The organism is Halalkalibaculum sp. DA3122 (genome assembly GCF_043951865.1).
GTDB lineage: Bacteria > Bacteroidota > Rhodothermia > Balneolales > Balneolaceae > JAMQKA01.
Genome location: NZ_JBINJF010000001.1, coordinates 105,151 through 124,597 on the forward strand (window position 1 = coordinate 105,151; position 19,447 = coordinate 124,597).

18 protein-coding genes are annotated in these 19,447 nt (G+C 50.6%); 11 read left to right on the forward strand and 7 right to left on the reverse strand.

What is annotated here, in order from left to right; translation table 11 throughout:
* Window positions 1-80 precede the first annotated feature (80 nt).
* Together ACG2F4_RS00395 and mnmD are read left to right on the forward strand one after the other, a co-directional pair.
* Window positions 81-1,391, forward strand: a complete 1,311-nt coding sequence (locus ACG2F4_RS00395; RefSeq protein WP_395257152.1) for a DUF4097 family beta strand repeat-containing protein — start codon at window positions 81-83, stop codon at window positions 1,389-1,391.
* Window positions 1,384-2,169 (forward strand): tRNA (5-methylaminomethyl-2-thiouridine)(34)-methyltransferase MnmD, encoded by a 786-nt coding sequence (gene mnmD, locus ACG2F4_RS00400; protein ID WP_395257154.1) that lies wholly within the window; start codon window positions 1,384-1,386, stop codon window positions 2,167-2,169. The genes ACG2F4_RS00395 and mnmD overlap by 8 nt, the downstream gene beginning before the upstream one ends.
* A gap of 184 nt (window positions 2,170-2,353) precedes the next feature.
* On the opposite strand, the gene ACG2F4_RS00405 is transcribed toward mnmD, so the two are convergent.
* Window positions 2,354-3,247: a GntR family transcriptional regulator gene (locus ACG2F4_RS00405; protein WP_395257156.1), complete on the reverse strand. Its 894-nt coding sequence runs from the start codon at window positions 3,245-3,247 to the stop codon at window positions 2,354-2,356.
* 93 nt (window positions 3,248-3,340) lie between these two features.
* Entirely contained in the window at window positions 3,341-6,019 is a 2,679-nt protein-coding gene (gene mutS / locus ACG2F4_RS00410) for a DNA mismatch repair protein MutS (RefSeq protein WP_395257158.1), read from the reverse strand.
* A gap of 187 nt (window positions 6,020-6,206) precedes the next feature.
* Between mutS and ACG2F4_RS00415 the strand changes: the two genes are divergently transcribed.
* Both ACG2F4_RS00415 and ACG2F4_RS00420 read left to right on the forward strand, forming a co-directional pair.
* Window positions 6,207-7,121 carry a YihY/virulence factor BrkB family protein gene (locus tag ACG2F4_RS00415; RefSeq protein WP_395257160.1) on the forward strand — a complete coding sequence of 305 codons (915 nt, stop codon included), beginning with the start codon at window positions 6,207-6,209 and terminating at the stop codon, window positions 7,119-7,121.
* A gap of 5 nt (window positions 7,122-7,126) precedes the next feature.
* Window positions 7,127-7,729 (forward strand): DNA-3-methyladenine glycosylase, encoded by a 603-nt coding sequence (locus ACG2F4_RS00420; protein ID WP_395257162.1) that lies wholly within the window; start codon window positions 7,127-7,129, stop codon window positions 7,727-7,729.
* Between the two features lie 82 nt (window positions 7,730-7,811).
* Here ACG2F4_RS00420 and ACG2F4_RS00425 read toward each other — a convergent pair whose 3' ends face one another.
* Window positions 7,812-8,297: a DUF4168 domain-containing protein gene (locus ACG2F4_RS00425; protein ID WP_395257164.1), complete on the reverse strand. Its 486-nt coding sequence runs from the start codon at window positions 8,295-8,297 to the stop codon at window positions 7,812-7,814.
* A 212-nt stretch (window positions 8,298-8,509) separates the two neighbouring features.
* On the opposite strand from ACG2F4_RS00425, the gene ACG2F4_RS00430 reads away from it, so the two are divergent.
* The 6 genes from ACG2F4_RS00430 (at window position 8,510) to ACG2F4_RS00455 (ending at window position 14,664) form a co-directional block, all read left to right on the forward strand.
* Window positions 8,510-9,130, forward strand: coding sequence for a YceI family protein (locus ACG2F4_RS00430; RefSeq protein ID WP_395257166.1), 621 nt, complete (start codon window positions 8,510-8,512; stop codon window positions 9,128-9,130).
* 319 nt (window positions 9,131-9,449) lie between these two features.
* Window positions 9,450-10,376 carry a cobalamin-binding protein gene (locus ACG2F4_RS00435; protein ID WP_395257168.1) on the forward strand — a complete coding sequence of 309 codons (927 nt, stop codon included), beginning with the start codon at window positions 9,450-9,452 and terminating at the stop codon, window positions 10,374-10,376.
* A gap of 223 nt (window positions 10,377-10,599) precedes the next feature.
* Entirely contained in the window at window positions 10,600-11,751 is a 1,152-nt protein-coding gene (locus tag ACG2F4_RS00440) for a PQQ-dependent sugar dehydrogenase (protein ID WP_395257170.1), read from the forward strand.
* A 21-nt stretch (window positions 11,752-11,772) separates the two neighbouring features.
* Window positions 11,773-12,204: a DoxX family protein gene (locus ACG2F4_RS00445; RefSeq protein ID WP_395257172.1), complete on the forward strand. Its 432-nt coding sequence runs from the start codon at window positions 11,773-11,775 to the stop codon at window positions 12,202-12,204.
* A gap of 222 nt (window positions 12,205-12,426) precedes the next feature.
* Window positions 12,427-13,416, forward strand: a complete 990-nt coding sequence (locus ACG2F4_RS00450; RefSeq protein WP_395257174.1) for a zinc-dependent alcohol dehydrogenase family protein — start codon at window positions 12,427-12,429, stop codon at window positions 13,414-13,416.
* Between the two features lie 243 nt (window positions 13,417-13,659).
* Window positions 13,660-14,664 carry an isocitrate/isopropylmalate dehydrogenase family protein gene (locus ACG2F4_RS00455; RefSeq protein WP_395257176.1) on the forward strand — a complete coding sequence of 335 codons (1,005 nt, stop codon included), beginning with the start codon at window positions 13,660-13,662 and terminating at the stop codon, window positions 14,662-14,664.
* A gap of 87 nt (window positions 14,665-14,751) precedes the next feature.
* Here the strand turns inward: ACG2F4_RS00455 and ACG2F4_RS00460 are convergent, their stop codons facing one another.
* Complete coding sequence (locus ACG2F4_RS00460; RefSeq protein WP_395257178.1) at window positions 14,752-14,946, reverse strand: hypothetical protein; 195 nt, start codon at window positions 14,944-14,946, stop codon at window positions 14,752-14,754.
* Window positions 14,947-15,259: 313 nt separating this feature from the next.
* Between ACG2F4_RS00460 and ACG2F4_RS00465 the strand changes: the two genes are divergently transcribed.
* A complete protein-coding gene (locus ACG2F4_RS00465) occupies window positions 15,260-15,604 on the forward strand; it encodes a hypothetical protein (RefSeq protein ID WP_395257180.1) in 345 nt (114 codons plus the stop codon).
* A 44-nt stretch (window positions 15,605-15,648) separates the two neighbouring features.
* Here ACG2F4_RS00465 and ACG2F4_RS00470 read toward each other — a convergent pair whose 3' ends face one another.
* The 3 genes from ACG2F4_RS00470 to ACG2F4_RS00480 form a co-directional block, all read right to left on the reverse strand.
* The gene (locus tag ACG2F4_RS00470) at window positions 15,649-17,118 is read right to left on the reverse strand and encodes a hypothetical protein (RefSeq protein ID WP_395257182.1); all 1,470 of its coding nucleotides are present in this window, start codon (window positions 17,116-17,118) and stop codon (window positions 15,649-15,651) included.
* A gap of 153 nt (window positions 17,119-17,271) precedes the next feature.
* Window positions 17,272-18,399: a pectate lyase gene (gene pelA, locus ACG2F4_RS00475; protein ID WP_395257183.1), complete on the reverse strand. Its 1,128-nt coding sequence runs from the start codon at window positions 18,397-18,399 to the stop codon at window positions 17,272-17,274.
* A 377-nt stretch (window positions 18,400-18,776) separates the two neighbouring features.
* Complete coding sequence (locus ACG2F4_RS00480) at window positions 18,777-19,304, reverse strand: hypothetical protein (RefSeq protein ID WP_395257185.1); 528 nt, start codon at window positions 19,302-19,304, stop codon at window positions 18,777-18,779.
* Window positions 19,305-19,447 lie beyond the last annotated feature (143 nt).

Consider the following 19,447-nt stretch of genomic DNA (forward strand, 5'->3'; position numbering starts at 1 on the left):
CAACTTTTACCTCGCGTTCGCGTACCGGTCAACTGTGACAGATAGTCTATATTCAGATTAACCGATTTAAGCACAAAAAAATGAGCAGCAAAAACATTTCGTGGGAAATTGTGGTCGCCGGCCTCGCTTTTGTGGGCATCGCTATTTTCCTGTTAAATCGGGAAGACAGGCCGCCCCGCCCTCCGGCTCCTTCGAATGCCGCCACCGATTCAGTGCAGGTACCCCGCCCACCGCTTCCCCCGTCGATCGTTATCGACCTGCAAAACCTGGAGAATTTGAAGAATCTCCGGAATCTGAAAAATCTTGAGAATTTGAAAAACCTGGAAAACATTGATATAGAACTTCGACACCTCGACAAACTCATACAGCACGGGGCTGAATCACTGGCCTTGGGAGAAGAGGCGACAGGTTCGGTTGACGAATCGCTCCGCAAGCTGGAGCAAAAACTGCAGGAGCTCGAGCATGGAGACTTTAAGATAAAGTTGCAGGATAAAAAGGTGTTTATTAACCGGCGGTACAACGTGGAAGAGGCCTCCTGGTCTGAAGTTTCGCCGGGCGTGTATGTATATCGAAAATCATTTGAGCTTCCCCGGCACAACAATGTGGACCTCGATCTGAGCTTCGGAAATGTTAATATTGTCGGCGCCGATTCCACCGGTGGAGAGATCGTCATACAGGCCACCGGGGATGTCGGAGATCAACGGGCCCTTGCCCAAAACATCTCTGTGGACCGGAAACAGGAAAATGGAAATATGGCTCTTTCCATTTTATCAAAAAAACGCCCCTCGCTTTCAGACCGAATCAACCTGGAGACAACGGTCACGGTTCCGCGACAAACCAGTTTTACGGTTAACACTTCCGGCGGGCACATTTCCATTACCAGTATTGAGGGCGATCAGCGTTTGGAAACAAGCGGCGGCCATATCACCCTCAATGACCTTTCGGGTACGATACATGCAACATCCCGTGGAGGACATATTACCAGCGAACAGCTTGAGGGCGACATCATGTTGACGACCTCCGGCGGCCATATCCGGATTGAAAAAAGCAGCGGTACGATAGAGCTTTCGACGGGAGGAGGGCATATCAACATCAACCGCCTGCATGGTACAGGTGAGGCGAAAACTTCAGGGGGCAATATCTCCGCTGATATCCGATCTCTTCAGGGCCCCCTGGATTTCAACACCTCGGCGGGCAATATTTCACTTTTGCTTCCCCGCTCGCTAAATGCCGATATTACGGCTCGTGGTACCGAGGTTTCGATCAGCGATTCATTTGAGTTCGATGGTACCCGAACCAAAGGTAAAATTGAAGGAGCCATCAACGACGGAGGGCTTCCGATAACGGCCCACTGCGGGTATGGCACTGTTTCCATCTCGACCAATGACTGACAACGAAGATAATTCCACTCGAAACAACAACCTCCGCACCACCGAGGACGGGTCCCACACGCTCTACTCCCGGCAGTTCGACCAGCACTACCACAATCCCAACGGGGCGGTCGCGGAAAGCCGGCACAATTTTTTTGAGAAAAACGGGTTGCTGGACCGGCTTTCCGAACCGGAGTCCATTACCATCCTGGAAACGGGATTTGGTACGGGACTCAACCTGGTGCTTCTCGCGGATGAATACCTGAACAGGAAACTGCGGCACGCAGTCCATTTCTACAGCATTGAGGGATTTCCGGTGGATGCCGAAACCGCCCGGTCATTTAACTATGCCAACCACCTGGATCACCCGGAACTTGTGGACAAGCTTCCCCGTATTTTCGAGCAGATAGAACCGGGCCTGAACAAATTTGAACTCATTCCCGGGGTCACGCTTCACCTGTTCTTTGGCCTTTTCAAGGAGTTTAACCCCGCCAATCTGGAAGCGGATTTTATATTTCACGACCCTTTTTCTCCCGCCGTAAACGAAGAACTGTGGACCGGCGATGTATTTAAGAAACTGGCAGAATGGAGCAGTGCCGACGCCGTACTGACGACCTATTCCGCGGCCTCCAGAGCGCGCGGGGCGATGGCCTGGGCGGGATGGCACGTTGCACGAGAAAAAGGCGCCCTAGACAAGCGCGAGATGACGGTGGCCTCTAGAAATCCCAAAAAACTGGCTCACCTGGAGAGTGTAAACGAAGAGCGACTGGCCCGGCGCTACGAAACCAATGATTTTTAGAGGGCTTCAAAAAAACATTGGTTTTACAATATCCTCATTTCATCCCTTTACCTGTACCTTTAGAGCCGTGCTCAATAAAATACCGGTTCATCAATGCTGCTGTAATGTGTAATACCAGCCTTCTAAACAAACCACAGATCACACCCGACCCATAACTCACGACCGATGACCCAATATACACCACTCATTGATCCCACAATTCCGCCCGAATCGTCTGGGCGCTCTGTTCGGAGATCTGGTATTCCAGCTTGATACGCCTTTTTTCCGGAATTTTCTGTTCCACCAGGCTGGCACTGTCCGGGGTATAAAGGATGAGATCGGTTTCCCGAACAAAAAGCGGCAATGATTTGCCATAGGTCGCCCCCGCCACGAACGAGCCCTCGAACTTCATGTTCAGTTTTAACTGGTTTATCACATTGGGAATCGTTTTGTCCTCGGCAGCAACCAGCCCGATCGTTTCTATGGCCGCCCGGTCCACAATCGAGAGAATCACATCCGGGTCAAAGCCGTAGACAATCGGCAGCAGGCGGCCGGTCTCGGCAAAATCGCGGAACGAATTCAGCAGGTGCACCGGCACGAAAAGAGCATCATATTTTACCGTCTCATTGTACTGGTCGGAGGTGAGAATGGTGCTTTTTACCCCCACCCGTTTATTAATCGACTCTGACAGCATCCGCCCGAGCTCCTTCGTTTCCCCGACCGTGGCACATGTTTCAATACGATCCGGCCAGTCCATAAAGCTGAGCTGCTCCTGGAACAGCTCGTCGATCTCGGTTTCATCCAGCCCGTAGCCGATCAGCTCCTCCAGCAGCTTCCGCATCTTCTCGGCCCCCACCTCCAGCCGGTCCGATTTATCCAGCGTGGATGTCTGCCGCTCGACAATGAAGCCGCGCCCCTGTTCACTGGCTACCAATCCTTCATCCGCCAGTATATGGTAGGCCTTGCGCACCGTATGGAAACTGGTCTCCAGCTGCTGGCCCAGCTTGCGCGTAGAGGGCAGCACTTCCCCCACCTGGAACTGCTTGGTGGCGATCATCAGGCGGATGCGGTCGGCAATGTATTTGGCGGAATTTTTCACGGGAAGTTGTTGAATTATTGAATTGCAGAATTAAAGAATTGTTTAATTGATACCGTCATTCAGCAATTCAATAAATCTATAAGTCAATAATTATCATTTCTTGTCTACCAGTTTCTTCAGCTCCGAGACCAGCATGAGCGATTCGATCGGGGTCATCCGGTTGGGATCGCAGGCGTCCAGCTTGTCGATCAGCGTTTCGATGTTGGGATCGAGCTGGGTCTGGAACAGCGACATCTGGTCGATCTGCCCCTGCTTCTCCATCTCTTTTGTGGCTTTCTTGATCGCCTCTTTTTTCTTTTGGGCGCCCTCCTCCAGCGTGCCGTTGCTGTCGGTGATATCGATGCTGTGGTTCTCCAGGTTCTTCAGGATCTCCCTGGCCCGTTCAATCACAATGGAAGGCAGGCCCGCCATATCCGCCACCTGGATGCCGTAGCTGTGATCGGCCCCGCCGCGCACCAGCTTGTGGAGAAAGACAATCTCCCCGTCATGTTCCTGCACTTTCACGTTATAGTTGGCAATGTGTTCATACATGTTTTGAAGCTCATTCAGCTCGTGGTAGTGGGTGGCAAACAGCGTTTTGGCAGCCACGCTCGGCTGGTTGTGCAGGTACTCCGCCAGCGACCACGCAATGCTGAGTCCGTCAAACGTGCTGGTGCCGCGACCCACCTCGTCCAGCAAAATAAGCGAGTTGCGGGTGGCATTGTTCAGGATGTTGGCGGCCTCGTTCATCTCCACCAGAAACGTACTTTCGCCGGCGGCAAGGTTGTCGGAAGCCCCGACCCGCGTAAAGATCTTATCCACAAGCCCGATGTGTGCCTTTTCAGCCGGAACGAAACTGCCGACCTGGGCCATCAATACAATGAGGCCGGTTTGACGAAGAATAATGCTCTTACCCGCCATATTGGGACCGGTGATAATCAGGATCTGCTCATCCTCATTTTCCAGGTGCAGGTCGTTGGGGATAAAGGGCTCTCCGGGGGGGAGGGTCTTCTCCACGACGGGATGGCGTCCTTTCGTAATGTCGATCACCTGGTCGTCGGCGATATTGGGCTTGCAATAGTTGTTGTGGTAGGCCACCTCGGCAAAACTGTGGAGGCAGTCGAGTTCGGCCACGGCCTGGGCGATCTGCTGTACCTCTTCGGCGTACTGCGCTACATACTGCCGCAGCTCTTCGAAAAGCTCATATTCCAGCGTCTTGCTGCGCTCTTCGGAGGACAGGATCTTTTCCTCCACCTCTTTCAGTTCGGGGGTAATATACCGCTCGGAATTGACCAGGGTCTGCTTGCGGTTAAAATGTTCCGGCACTTTATCGGTATGCGTGTTCGTCACCTCGATGTAGTATCCAAACACCTTGTTATACCCAATTTTAAGCGACGGGATGCCGGTCTCCTGCGAAAGTTCATCCTTTAGCCTGGCGATGTAGTTTTTCCCATTGCGGGCCACATCGCGGAGTTCATCCAGCTCCTCGTTGTAGCCGTCTTTAAAGATATCGCCGTCGCGCACACTGGCGGGCGGATCCTCCTGTATCGCTTTCTCGATCTTCTCCTGCAGTTCAATCATCAGCTTCAGGCGATCGCGGATATCCGTCAGCAGCGGCTCCTGCAGCTTGTTGAACTGTATTTTGATGCGCGGCACCTGCGCAAGTGACTGCTTCAGCTTCATCAGATCGCGGGCGTTGGTCCGCCCCACACAGATGCGCGACATCAGCCGTTCCAGGTCGCCCACCTGTTCCAGCTCCTCACGCAGGTTTTCACGAACTTCATGGTTCACATTCAGTGCCTCCACGGCATTCAGACGCTGTGTTATCGGCTCTATCCGTTTCAGGGGGCGCATAATCCACTTGCGCAGCAGGCGCCCGCCCATGGCCGTGCTGGTCTGATCCATAATGGAGATCAGCGTGCCCTCGGTGCCGCCTTCCTGGATGCTCGTAATCAGCTCCAGATTTCGCTTCGTGGAACTGTCGAGCGCCATATATTCGTTGTTTTCAAACGCCTTCAGCCGCTTGATATGTCCCAGTGACGCCTTCTGGGTATCCTGCACGTAATGCAGCAGGGCGCCGGCCGCCACCTGGGCGACCTCCTGTCCTTCTACACCGAACCCCTTTAACGAGTGGGTTTCAAAATGATCGGTCAACAGGTTGTAGCCGTAATCCCCCTCGTATACCCAGTCTTCCACAAACGTGATATTATAATCCTGAAGCTCTTTCGGCACGTTGTTTTTTAGCTTTTTCTGCAGGATAAGCTCCGATGGCGTAATGGAGCGCAGCAGGTCCAGCAGCTGATCTTTATGCACCTGACTGAGCTGGAATTCGCCGGTGGAGACGTCCACGAACGAGAGGCCCGCCGTATCGCCCGACCAGCAGATCGCCGCCGCGTAGTTGTTGCGCTTGTGTTCCAGCAGCTTTTCCGACATGGTAACGCCCGGCGTGGTGATCTCCGTCACTTCGCGATCCACCACTTTGCGTCCCGCATTCTTGGCTTCCGAGGGATCCTCCACCTGTTCACAAATCGCAACCCGGTGGCCGCGTTTCACCAGTTTGGGCAGGTAGGTGTCCAGGGCATGGTAGGGAAAACCTGCCAGCGGCGTCTGGTCGCTTCCGTTGTTCCGCTTGGTGAGCGTGATGCCCAGCTCTTCGCTCACCGTTTTGGCGTCGTCGTCAAAGGTTTCATAAAAGTCGCCCACGCGGAACAGCAAAATTGTTCCCTCGTACTGATCCTTTATTTTTTGGTATTGCCGCATTAACGGGGTCAGCTTTTTGGTCGCTGTGCTCATCTGCCTTATACTTACTTAATTTGACTTTTCAGAATTAACGGGTTTATACTTGGCTCACAGAATTTCTGTTCAGCATATTTCATGTTGTAAACACCGGGCCAGCTGAGAAAGGAAATATTGTTGCTGAACGATCAAGTGCAAATTTTTTTTATTATTCCAGTATATCGAAATTCAATCATCCGTCGTGTTGACTAACAAGGATAAGTATAAGGAATTCTGGCGGCTCATCGTAAAACTCGTCTTAAAGAAAGATGTTTTTTTCAACGCGTCCGCGATTACCTTCAACCTTTTCATCTGTGCCATTCCCTTTACACTTCTGTTGATCTCCATCATAGGATATGTGCTCTCCTACGAGGAGGCGTTCAGGGAGATCATCCGCTACGGCCAGGAACTGTTTCCCAGTTTCGCATTTGAATCACAAAGCGGAGATGTCTACAAAGGGGCCATCACCGTTGAAACCCTGCTGAAACCGCTTATCGGGGTACGGCGCATTTTTGGTATAGTGGGTGTGGTAATCCTGATTGTATTTGCTCAAGGCCTGTTCCACACGGTAAAGCATGTGGTGTTCGAGGTTTTTGAAATCCAGGATCGAAAGCACCCCGTTCTCGAAATGGTCTACAACTTCTTTACCTTTGGAGTTGTGGGAGGGGTCTTCATCTTTTTCAGCCTGGTCATCTATGTCGTTTCCTTTATCTCATTCGACCAGCTCACCGTACCCTTTACCAACCGGATTATTGAACTCAGCTGGGTTTTTGAATTTCTGAATACGATTATTCCTGTCGCATTTACCTTCCTGCTATTCTACATCATCTTCCGTTACATAAGTGAAAAACGGATGCAGCCAAAGGTGGCATTTGTCGGGGCCCTTGTGTATACCGTACTGTTTGAAATAGCAAAATTCGGCGTAGGCATTTATCTTGATTACGCCTTCCGGGCCTACCGCTATTTTTACCAGGGATATGCCATTGCCGTGGTAATCGGGATCTGGGCCTTTTATTCGGCCGCCCTGCTCGTATTTGCTACCATTGTTGCCCGTGCTTATCAAGAGGTATTTGTAGATGCCCGTCATTTGAAAGAAAATCCCTATACCTCAATTTCCTGACCACCATGTCCGCTGCCAGGCTCACTGAAGACTTCTACCTTGATCCCGATGTGACACAGGTTGCCCGCAACCTGGTGGGAAAGGTGCTTTGCACCCGCCTGCACAACCAGCCCCTGACGGCGGGCCTGATCGTGGAAACAGAGGCCTATTCCGGCAACAACGACAAGGCCTGCCATGCCAACAACGGCACCCGGACAAAACGAACGGAAGTGATGTACCATCGCGGCGGGGTGGCGTATGTCTATCTCTGCTATGGTATTCACCACCTGTTCAACGTAGTAACCAATGAAGAGGATCACGCCGATGCCGTACTGATTCGGGCCGTGGAACCTGTAGAAGGTATTGATACCATCCTCGAACGCCGAGGGGCCGACACCCTGACGCCCGCCGTTGCCGCCGGACCGGGACGGCTGACCCAGGCCCTCGGTATCACCACCGACCATTACGGGTACGACCTTCGGGGAGAGCAGATATGGATTGAGGATCGCGGGTCGCTGATCTCTGAGAGATCCATTACCAGCTCACCGCGCATCGGGGTAGAGTATGCCGGGGAACACGCCGGGCGAAACTGGCGCTTCTATGTTGAGAAACATGCGTGGGTAAGCTGAATACTTTCTCAACAACCCCTTCAAAAAAAGAGCCCACCCGCTATGGATGGACTCTGACAATAAATACAAAAGGTGGTATCTACTAGCTCTCGCCTTGCACAGACTGGAGCCGCTGCTTTAATTCCTGGTTGGTCTGAACACCTCTCATTATCTGCTGGAAACGTTGCGGCGTCAGTCCTTCATCCTGTATCAGCTGTACAAATTGCTGCTGGGCCTGCTTATTGATTTTCATCAGCTCCGGCTGAATTGTCTTGATTTTTTCCTGCTCTTCCTGGCTGGGCTGTACCGACGACTGCGGATTTCGCTGACTCATCATTATTTTCTGGAAGCGGGCAAATTCCATCCCCTCATCCTCTACCAGGGTTTGGACTTCAGACTGTACTTCCTGCTGGATGGACTGCGCAGAGTCGGTAATATTTGAAAATTTTTGCAACTCTTCATCAGAGACATCTTCAGGCGCCGCTGGTTGGGGAGGTTGCATCTGCTGCTGACCGCCTTGCGCATACGCTACAGAGGCAGCAATAAATAACATTAAACAAAGAGAGAGAGAGGTTCTGAAAAATTTCATATAACTATAGATTCCACGGGTTTTAATTGAAAATATGACCTTAATGTAACCATTATTTTCCCCGATCTAAAACATGGCGTTGGGTTCTCCCTGAGAGCGGCAGCTTAATTTTAAAAATTAATTTAACATTAAAGCAAACTTTTTTCTAGTAATGCATTAAGGGGGGAGCGATTTAAAGCGACACTAACCATAACTTCACTACCAAATCATTTATGATCTCATCAAAATCCGTTACGAGTAGTTTTCTCGCCCTTCTCTTTATATTATTCAGCGGGGCATTTACCCCCATCAGCAACATGGCTGCCACAGCGTGGGAAATTGACAAGGTACACAGCAAAATTTCGTTTGAAGTCACCCACTTCTTTACCCCGGTTTCCGGACAATTTACCGATTACAATTCCGACATCAACTTTGATCCCGACAATCTCGGGGAAAGCAGTGTGGATGTAGAGATCCAGGTAAGCAGCATCGACACGGACAACCAGAAGCGGGACGGGCACCTGCAGTCCGGCGATTTCTTTAACGCCGCGGAATATCCCACCATCACGTTTTCCAGTAACGAAATAGTAAAGAAAAGCGGGCAAAACGAATTTGCCGCAATAGGTACCCTCACCATCAAGGATGTGAGCCGGAAAATTGAATTACCATTCACACTGCTGGGCATCCGGGACCATCCGATGCAGGAAAATACGCAGCTGGCGGGTATTAAATTTACCCACTCCATTAACCGGAACGACTACGACGTGGGAACCGGCGACTGGGTTGCGACAGCAGTAGTTGGCGGTGAAGTCGATATTACCGGTACGCTTGAGCTGAACAGCTCCTCCAGCTGATTTTATTGATCCCACGCCAGGATGGTCCGTCTAGCCCGGATTTCTCACGAGTATTTTGGATAAAATCCAGTAACTTTATGGATGACAACAACTTATGACATTTATTGCTGCCAAATTATCATTACAGTCTGTAACAGGCTGCGATATTGGCCTTTCAGCTGCGTTGTAGGACAAATCGCCTTGCTGAAAAACAAATTTCTTGGTGAGAAATCCGGGCTAGCGGCGGACCATCTTTTTTTATATCTCCTTCCAAAAACAAGCTGGATTTGTTGCATGAGGATTCCAATCTTGCGTGCAAATTGCAACCCAACATCAATATATGCGCATTGTATCGCTGCTGCCAGGCACCACCGAAATTGTTTGCGCTTTGGGACTGGAATCCCAACTCGTGGGACGCTCCCATGAGTGTGATTTTCCAGCCTCCGTTCGAGCTCTTCCAGCCTGCACCGAACCGAAATATCAGGCTGAAGGCACCAGCCGCCAGGTTGATCAACGGATAACAACGCTGATCCGGGAAGGACTTTCGATCTACCGCGTAGACGCTTCGCTGCTCGCCTCGCTGGAACCCGACATTATTCTCACCCAGGATCATTGCGAGGTGTGCGCGGCCTCCTATGCTGAAGTACGGCAAGCCGTACAGGAACAGCTGAGCAGCAGCGTCGAAATCCTGTCTGTTTCGCCCACCGATCTGGATGAGGTCTTTTTAGCAATTAACCAGATCGGTGAAGCCCTCGGGGTGCCAGAAAAGGGAACGGCGCTCATCAAATCCATGATCACCCGTTTCAATGAAATTCAGTCCAGGACCGGGCAGCTGCCCTCTCCTGAAGTTGTATCCATAGAATGGATCGATCCCCTTATGGCATCGGGCAACTGGTTCCCGGAACTGGTCCGCATAGCCAGCGGCACTTCCCTGCTCGGGACTGCCGGTGAACCTTCTCCCTGGATAGACTGGTCACAGCTGGAAGAGCAGGATCCCGACATTCTGCTTGTCTCTCCCTGCGGGTATTCGCTCAACAAAACGGCCGGCGAAATGATCACTTTGACATCACACCCCGGGTGGAGCCGGCTCAAGGCTGTTCAGCAGAACCGCGTGTTCCTGGCGGAGGGACACCACTATTTTCACCGGCCGGGTCCCCGGCTCACAGATTCTGCCGAGATACTCGCTGAAATCTTTCATCCCGGCATCTTTGATCCAGGCCATCACAAATCGGGCTGGATCAAATTTACTGCAAAGGCAGGAAAATAGCCGGGACAATCCAATATAAAGACGCCGCCTCGCAATCGAACTGAGGTTGACCACATCCATCCCGGCGGAACCTTCAAGAGGGGCTTTGCAAAGCTCCTGTTTTTTCAAAACCCTTTCAAATATGTTTCCAAAAAATAATATGGGGGATATTTTATTTAAAAGCCTGCAAACAGTACATTACGGTCAGGAGTGATACCGTTACCACGAGCAAACAGGTATTTTAATGAAAAGCAAGTTGACTAACACCGGGAGCAGCCGGGTACTATTTCTGTTTTTGTCTGTCTCTATCCTGGTTTCCTGCGGCACATTTTCAGGGGATATCGAACCGACCCTGGACGAGCTTGTGATGCCCGAGGGATTCCAGGTTTCCATCTACTCTTCGGAAGTTCCCAACGCCCGATCGATGACTCGAAGTCCCTCCGGAGTTCTTTTTGTGGGAACCCGCCAGGCGGGCAAGGTGTACGCCGTACTGGATGAAGATGGCGACTTTCAGGCCGACCGCGTCATTACGATTGCCGAAGGATTGGAGATGCCCAACGGGGTCGCTTTTCGGGATGGGGATCTGTACGTGGCGGAAGTCAGCCGGATTCTCCGCTACGACGATATTGAGGACCACTTGGAAAACCCTCCCGATCCGGTTGTCATTACCGACGATTATCCCACCGAGGAGCACCACGGTTGGAAATATATCGACTTTGGTCCCGATGGCAAGCTGTATGTTCCGGTGGGCGCTCCCTGTAATATCTGCGAGTCGGAAGACGAGATTTTTGCCACCATTACCCGGATTAATCCCGACGGCACAGGCCGCGAAATTGTTGCCCGCGGAGTCCGCAACACGGTGGGATTCACCTGGCATCCCGAAACCGGCAACCTCTGGTTTACGGATAACAACCGCGACTGGATGGGAGACGATCTCCCGCCGTGCGAACTCAACCGTTTGACGGAGCAGGGGCAGCATTTTGGCTACCCCTACCTGCACGGCAACGAAGTATGGGACCCCGAATTTGGCGAAAAAGGGATGTCCATGGATACCGATTTTACAACCCCGGCCCAGCTGCTGGGTCCCCATGTTGCTCCGCTCGGCGTTACCTTCTACACCGGTTCCATGTTTCCGGCGGAGTACCAAAACCAGATTTTTATAGCCGAACACGGCAGCTGGAACCGAAGCGAAAAGATTGGCTACCGGGTTACACTTGTCCGGCTGGAAAATCGCCAACCGGTATCCTACGAGCCCTTTATCGAAGGATGGCTGCGGGAGGATGGATCGGTCTGGGGACGCCCGGTGGCCCTGCTCCAGCTTGAGGACGGTTCCATGCTCATTTCTGATGATCGAAGCGGTACCATCTATCGCTTAACCTATAACAGCAATCAATAACTCACTTTTTCATACACGCTTATGATGAGATCCCGACGATCAGGTAAATATCGCAATGTAGGTCTGCTTCTGCTCAGAATTGGCCTGGGCATCGCTTTTATCTTTCATGGACTTCCCAAGGTATTCGGGGGACCGGAAGCATGGACGGCCTACGGTACGGCCATGCAATACCTTGGAATCGATGCGGCGCCGATGTTCTTTGGTTTCATTGCGGGAATCACCGAACTGTTTGGAGGCATATTCCTAATGCTCGGCCTTTTTTATCGCCCCATCCTGGTCATGCTAACCCTTACGATGCTGGTGGCCATGGCCTCCAAAATCGGGGAGGGCGCGGGATACCCGGAGATCGCCCATCCCATGAAAATGGCGATTGTTTTCTTCAGCATGATTTTTATCGGCCCGGGCAAGTACAGCCTGGAAAACCGGCTCAACAAGCGGCGGAGGCTGTTTTAACAATACCTTGCTAAACTGAAGCATCGGAAGCGGTGACAGGCAAATTGACTTTCCGGGTATGCTCATCATCCAGAAATATTCAGGTTTTATCACCTTAGTCAACCTTGTATGGGTCGAAGCCGGGCCGGTTTAGAGTGAACCACCCCGTGCATTAACTTGTTTTTGCAATGGAGTGATCACTGAGCAGTTCAACATTATTTGAATCAAGGAAGGATAAGACGTATGCGTGCAATGGTGTTCAACAAGGCGGGCAAACCCCTGGAACTGCAAGAGTTGCCCCAACCGGAGCCGGGAGAAAATCAGCTGCTGATCAACGTACGTGCCTGCGGGGTCTGCCGAACCGATCTGCACATCCTGGACGGCGATCTTGATGAGCCCAACCTGCCCCTTGTTCCCGGGCACCAGATTGTCGGTATCGTCGAAGAGGTGGGGACGAAAGTCTCGGGATTTTCGCCGGGTGAAAAAGTGGGAGTGCCCTGGCTGGGCAACACATGCGGGCAGTGTGAATTTTGCCGGCAAGACCAGGAAAATCTTTGTGACCAGGCATTGTTTACCGGGTACGACCTAAATGGCGGTTTTGCTGAGTATACAGTTGCTGATGCCCGCTTTTGCTTTCCGATTCCCGCAGATTACCCCGATGAGCAAGCCGCCCCCCTGCTGTGTGCCGGGCTGATCGGGTACCGCTCGCTTCGCAAGACCGGAAATGCACAAAAGCTCGGGTTTTACGGATTCGGCTCATCGGCCCACATCCTCACCCAGGTGGCAAACTATCAACAAAAGGTGGTCTACGCCTTTACACGCCCGGGCGATACACAAGGGCAGCAGTTTGCCCGGCAGAAAGGGGCTGTCTGGTCGGGCGGCTCTGATAAATATCCCCCCGAAAAGCTGGATGCCGCCATCATTTTTGCACCGGTGGGGCCGCTGGTTCCACAAGCCCTCAAGGCGTTGAAAAAGGGAGGAACCGTGGTCTGTGCCGGCATCCACATGAGTGATATTCCCTCATTCCCCTACCATATTTTGTGGGAGGAGCGAAGCATTGAATCAGTCGCCAACCTCACGCGCCGGGATGGCCGGGAGTTCCTGGAGCTGGCTCCCCGTATTCCGGTCAAAAGCAACGTGAAAACCTACCCACTGGAAGAGGCGAACCGGGCCCTTAATGACCTGCGGGAAGGAAATTTCGAAGGTTCCGCGGTTTTAACAACAGGTTCTTAAGCTCGCAGGTGAAGACCTAAGCACGGGAGATCACATAAAAACAACCGGCGACCAACAGCTGCTGTCGTGGTTATTTTGTTTTAAAATTGGTTAAGGCTGAATTAAATGTCATCTTGCTCCATATGGTCTGTCCTGTGACCTTTCACCTGTTGTGATATTAACCATGATTCTTTGTAAATTTGCCGCACTATCCGAGCGGTTAGCAAGACCCATTACCATCTGAATCGAAAATGCTCTTTATCTATGTATGATATTGTACTGATTCCGGGAGACGGTATCGGCCCCGAAATAACTGATTCCGTGACCACGATATTGAAAAAAGCCGGTGCCGAAATCAACTGGATCCGGTGTGACGCCGGGCTTAAAGCCTATAACGAGCTTGGCGATCCTCTTCCCGACGAGACGCTTGAGGCGCTGGATAAATACCGGATTGCGCTAAAAGGCCCGCTCACTACCCCGGTCGGTTCCGGCTTCAGGTCAGTCAATGTTGCACTTCGTCAAAAATTTAAGCTGTACAGCAATATCCGGCCGGCCAAAACGCTGCCGTATATCAAGACATCGTTCAAGGATGTTGACATGGTGATATTCCGGGAGAATACGCAGGGATTATACATCGGCAAGGAGCATTGGGTGGGACCCGAGCAGGGACATGCGGAGAGTATCGCGGTCGTTACCCGGGAAGCCAGTGAAAAAATCATCCGGGCCGCTTTTACCTATGCCGAGCGCAACAACCGGAAAAAGGTGACCCTGGTTCACAAGGCCAACATCCTGAAACTCACTACCGGACTTTTCCTGGAGGTGGGACAGGAGATTGCCTCGGAATTCCCGGATATTGAATTTGAAGACCTTATCGTTGACAACATGGCCATGCAGATGGTCATGCGTCCCTACCGTTTTGATGTTATTGTGACCACCAACCTGTTTGGAGACATCCTTTCGGACCTGGCCTCCGGACTTGTGGGAGGACTTGGCGTTACCGGGGCCGCCAACATCGGGGATGATGCCGCCATTTTTGAGGCTGTCCACGGCTCGGCGCCCGATATTGCGGGCGAAGGCAAGGCCAATCCCATCGCCTTCCTGTTTGGAGCCCTGATGATGCTGGATCACCTGGAAGAGACCGAAATGGCCGAACGCATACGCCAGGCAGTGTACGAAACCCTGAAATACGAAAAGGTCTGCACCCCGGATATCGGCGGACTGGGAACCACCGAAACGTTTACACGATCGGTGTGTAATAACCTGGAGTAACTTTTTATAAAACAGTCAAAAACAGATATCAAAAATTCTATTGAAATGCATTTCCAAATATCTGCAAGAGACTCACTTACTTGTCATCTAGTCCATCCGCGGATTTACGATATTATTGTAGATCGAACCAAAGGTATAGCTCACCCCGATTGTTGCGCTCATTGAATAGTCGGTTGCCAGCGCTCTCTGGCGCAAGATAATTTCTTCTTCCGTCAAATCCTGTTTGGAGAGAGATAGCTGATCGTTAATAAGAGAGTACTTATCCCGCGCTTCCTGTCTCAAGGCTGCGCCTACCTGTACCTGGGAGAGGATGTCATTCCCATCGGCCGAAGCTACAAGGATGATTTTATTGAAAAAATTGAAGATTGTAACTGAAGTTGCAAATGATGCCTTTTTAAAAAATGCTTTGAATGCCAGTGAGTCTATTAAAGTGTAACCTTCCTAATCCAATGCTTTAGCAAGCAGGAGTATCAGCACAGCGGAACAGGAACCTGAAATATGATATCATTTTTTGTTCCTGTATTATCTCACAAACATCCATTTTTTAGGCGTATATTCCTTTGCAGACAAGCGTCAATATAAACGCGTTATAAATATGAAATGGTTGCTAACTTTATTAATCCTACTGCCATCCATCCTGCAAGCACAAGAATACAAGGTCGAGCATAGATGCCAAGGGAATAACAAACATACGATGGTCGTTGAATACCACGATCTTTACTATGTTGTCGTTACCCCCGAGTATTTTCAACACAACTGGACAATTCGGCATCTGGATGGAATCAGCTTCGGCGGTCAAGGGACCCTGCATTATTCTACCAATGCAACCCGCTCCAATCAAATGGAAGTGAATATTATCTCACAATCCAAGTGGAAGTATTCCGGCCGGACAGGTGCGATAAATGTTTGCAGAGAGATTGTAAAAGGCAATTCTTACTGAAAGAGTATAGGAACACCCGAAAGTTTATGAAAGAGGGTCACCAGTTATTTAATTACCTCAACTAAGGCCACATACGCCTCGTTGCCCGGCGTCTTTAGGGTTATCGTTCCGCGGTCTCCCCAGTTGGACCGGTCTCCTTCCCACTTGACCTCTACTTCCTCCGGTTCCGACCAGGACAACTCTTCAATGTTCAGCCATCGAACCCTGACCTGTTCGACATATTCCCACGGATCAAGATCGATCATGAAACGGCCTCTTGGGAAATAAACGGCATACTCATTTCCAATATCAGCCGTAACGTAGGCTTCAACCGCGCTTCGGGCCGCGGCCACGCGATGTCGCAACAGGTCATTATGCGGTGAGGCGGAAAAGATATCAAACTCCTCCAGCAGCATATCCATGGCCTTAAGATTAGTCTGAACGCGCTCGTTCAGCCCCGAACCCCACACGCGCGGCAGGGCGGGACGGTGGAAGCGACTGGATGCGGTGCCGGCAAAAATGTTACGCCAAAACCGGTTGATTGCCTCGGTTTCCGTGCCCGCGGAATAGTTTACTCCATCTGCCCCGCCGTACACTTTTTCGTTGTTCATCGGCATGGGATCGGAGGCCAGTTTCTTCCTCCAGTCCATAATATTATCCCAGTGCCCCTGTCCCCTTGCCCCTCTTGAGTCCTGGTTATTCTGGGATATTTCAACATAGCTGTAGGTATCATGGTACGTCATGGCAGCCCGTACGGAGTTGCTGGGATCAAACTGCATGGTGGTTACGTACGCTTCCCGACCCATATCGTTGGCTGCCTGATTAATGTACCGGGCCCAGTAGTTCTCCCATATCGGTCCCTCACTGCTTTCATTATTTATATTATACAAAATATGATCATAGCTCAGGGCGATGGAAAGCAGCTTATCAATATATTTTTTTTGATAAGCTAATACCTCGGTATTATTCGTTTCCACCGTGTTATGGAAATCATCATCATCGCCAATAACCTCATTGGAATAATTCACATTATTTTTCCCGGTCCACGGATCGTTCGGTCCACCCAGATCAAATACATCCCACAATGTAAGCTGTACGATGATTCCCCGTTTAGCCGTCTCGTTTAGAAAAAATGTCAGTCGGTCCCAGTACTCCTCGTTCCACTGATCCAGATTATAAAAACCATCACTATTCCGCGGAAAGGCAGAAACATTATCCTCATCGCGATTGGACATGGTATTGCGCACATAATTTCCGCCCACCGACGCGAGAAGATCGAGATGATCGGTCAGCTTGTCGCCGGTCCACTGAAACAGGTTGTCGTCATCGCTGCCCCCGCGCAGCAGGATCGGCTCGCCCTCATACTCCCAATACCACGGGTTTTCATCATAGGGTTGGATGGGAGAAGGTGCCTGAATCGCACCTGTTGTTTTATTTCCCGGCTCACCGGCCAAATTACCCACAGGCGCAGTCCCTTCAGGCAGCAGGAAAAATAAAATTAGTAACAGAAACTGGCTTAATCTATTAAAAAGCATAGTGTTCGTATTTTTATTGAAGCTTTAAATTCGATGTATCACAAAACTTAAGATCAAAGCTGCAATCAGTCCTCTCTGTTTCGACAAAAGTTGAAGCATGACAAGAGCCCTGTAATACATTTGCGATAAATGGTTTTGAGATTCATAAATCGATCATTCCATCGATAGGTTGTGTTTGGCCCTCCACGCTGGATACTCCTCGGCCAGCAGTTCCCCGGCCCAGTCGCCGTACCAATCGTAACCGGCGCGCCGTTCCTGCGGAACCTTGGAGTACTCATAGAAAATATCTGAATCACGGTTCATAAAGATGGGACGATTGGTTTCAATCTCGTAAAAACGTGCCCACAATGGTCCCGCCTCGGGATCCTCCACGAGCCGCTTGTCTTCCCGTCCTTTTTCATCAGTAAACTCCTCGTATCGATAGCCGTGGATCGCGGTGTCCCTGTACCATTCAACGGCACCTTCAACAGCGGCGGTGATCTCCGGGGTGGGTTCTTCGACTGCCATCAAAAAACGTACGATACCTGCACTCGCGGCACCGGCAAGAGACGGCGGCTCGTAGGAACGGGCCCACGCCGGCTCAAGCGTTTCCGGATCGTGCTGTGCGCACCAGGCGGTGCGCTGCCCATCCTGTATGATCTGCATGTCCAGGATGGCTACTATCCCCTTGTTGACCGCTTCGGAAGCGCGCTGACGCCTGGATGAATCAACGAATGTATAGGGATCCTGCCCTTCCGCTACATCACGAAGCATGCGCATCGCGCCGATCATCGCCCCGTCGTTGAAGGTAATCATTTCATAATATCCTTCCCGGATGGGATAGTACTGTGGCCAGCCGCCGCTATCGTACTGGGCCTCCACCAGGTAGTCTACGCCTTTCAGAAACCCCTCTTTGAAGCGGTCGTGGCCGGTCGCATTATGCACCCGGGCCAAATAGCGCATTTGCGTATAGGTCGCACCGTTGTCTATGGTAATGTTGCTGAGCGTGGTTCCTCCCGCGGACTGTTCGTTGCGGATGCTGTCTTTATCCGCCTCGCCGAGTACCTGCGACATGTCGATATTCTTCGGCCACCCGCCACTCTCGTGTTGGTAGAGCAACACATTGTCTGCTATGCGAACAGCTTCAGGGCCCTGGTACCATTCCGCTTCCTGCTCAAGTGCGTCATCCCAGTCAATGGAATCCACTGCAGCCGGATCTCCTGATTGCCCCGACTCGCCACATGAGATAAAAAACATAACCAAAAACAGGGGTATGCACCGCAAACTTAATATGCTATTCATATCCATTTTTATCTTTTCCAATTCATGATTTGGATGGATACCATCATGTTGAGAATCAAAGCCCGATCTTACCGGTTGCTCGTTATTCATAATACTCCATTTCCCATATCGTCTTAATGTTCTATTGAAGCTATAAGCAACTGATGAATGAAGACCTCTCAAAAAATATTCGACCAACGGTCGATAAGGTACTATGAACGGGCGATAAAACCACAGAAACCTTTACTCGGCCGGTGTGCAATAACCTGGAGTGACTATTATAAAAACAGTCCAAAACAGATAGTTAAAAAATCCCCTCTGTCTACTCAAAAACAGAGAGGATGATATTATGGGAAATTTCTTAATTTGGGATCATTTATAATTTGATTCTAACATCCTCACTTAGTGATGGGCTCAAAGATAAGTTTACTCCATCTGCCCCGCGCCCAGGCAAATCCATCACCTTCAGGTATAAGTCCGTTGGAATGCGTATTGGATGCTATGCGGAGCGTATCTCCCGAATTAATTTCGATTTTGTCCCATGTGTGGCTTGCATTTCCAAACGGTTGGTCTGTCTCCGGATTTACAAACTCTGCTTTAAACTCACTATTGATAAAGAGTCGATAGGTAGACTCTCCGTCTTCTTCAGGCATTGTTTCAATAGTAACATTGTAAACCCCCGATTCTCCTCTCCAAATCGTCTCAACGGCCCCAAATTCATCGGGATATTCAATCGAATTTACCGCAATTACCCCTCTGGATTCATCCCGATATGCCGGGACATATCCCTCCACTTCCAACCGTTCGAAATCCTGAACAGCCACAAGGGTATCGGTTTGTGATACTTCTATTGTTGCAGACGATTCCTGCTTCTCGCTTCTTCCACAGCCGATCAATAGAAACATTATAAGCAGAAATATACACATAACGCCTGCTACAGGGAACCTTTCCTTTTTGCTATTGCATTGAACACAACTTGACATCATAACGAATGGGGTTAAAATGTAAATTCAGAATAATAATTCTGCCTTCACGGGTTAAAATTATCATAATTAGTTTTTCGTCCACT

Bases quoted from the DNA above. Each gene is read 5' to 3' on its own strand.
- ACG2F4_RS00395 (WP_395257152.1), top strand. From the start codon at position 81: ATGAGCAGCAAAAACATTTCGTGGGAAATTGTGGTCGCCGGCCTCGCT.
- mnmD (WP_395257154.1), top strand. From the start codon at position 1,384: ATGACTGACAACGAAGATAATTCCACTCGAAACAACAACCTCCGCACC.
- mutS (WP_395257158.1), bottom strand. From the start codon at position 6,019: ATGAGCACAGCGACCAAAAAGCTGACCCCGTTAATGCGGCAATACCAA.
- ACG2F4_RS00420 (WP_395257162.1), top strand. From the start codon at position 7,127: ATGTCCGCTGCCAGGCTCACTGAAGACTTCTACCTTGATCCCGATGTG.
- ACG2F4_RS00425 (WP_395257164.1), bottom strand. From the start codon at position 8,297: ATGAAATTTTTCAGAACCTCTCTCTCTCTTTGTTTAATGTTATTTATT.
- ACG2F4_RS00430 (WP_395257166.1), top strand. From the start codon at position 8,510: ATGATCTCATCAAAATCCGTTACGAGTAGTTTTCTCGCCCTTCTCTTT.
- ACG2F4_RS00435 (WP_395257168.1), top strand. From the start codon at position 9,450: ATGCGCATTGTATCGCTGCTGCCAGGCACCACCGAAATTGTTTGCGCT.
- ACG2F4_RS00440 (WP_395257170.1), top strand. From the start codon at position 10,600: ATGAAAAGCAAGTTGACTAACACCGGGAGCAGCCGGGTACTATTTCTG.
- ACG2F4_RS00445 (WP_395257172.1), top strand. From the start codon at position 11,773: ATGATGAGATCCCGACGATCAGGTAAATATCGCAATGTAGGTCTGCTT.
- ACG2F4_RS00450 (WP_395257174.1), top strand. From the start codon at position 12,427: ATGCGTGCAATGGTGTTCAACAAGGCGGGCAAACCCCTGGAACTGCAA.
- ACG2F4_RS00455 (WP_395257176.1), top strand. From the start codon at position 13,660: ATGTATGATATTGTACTGATTCCGGGAGACGGTATCGGCCCCGAAATA.
- ACG2F4_RS00465 (WP_395257180.1), top strand. From the start codon at position 15,260: ATGAAATGGTTGCTAACTTTATTAATCCTACTGCCATCCATCCTGCAA.
- ACG2F4_RS00470 (WP_395257182.1), bottom strand. From the start codon at position 17,118: ATGCTTTTTAATAGATTAAGCCAGTTTCTGTTACTAATTTTATTTTTC.
- pelA (WP_395257183.1), bottom strand. From the start codon at position 18,399: ATGAATAGCATATTAAGTTTGCGGTGCATACCCCTGTTTTTGGTTATG.
- ACG2F4_RS00480 (WP_395257185.1), bottom strand. From the start codon at position 19,304: ATGTGTATATTTCTGCTTATAATGTTTCTATTGATCGGCTGTGGAAGA.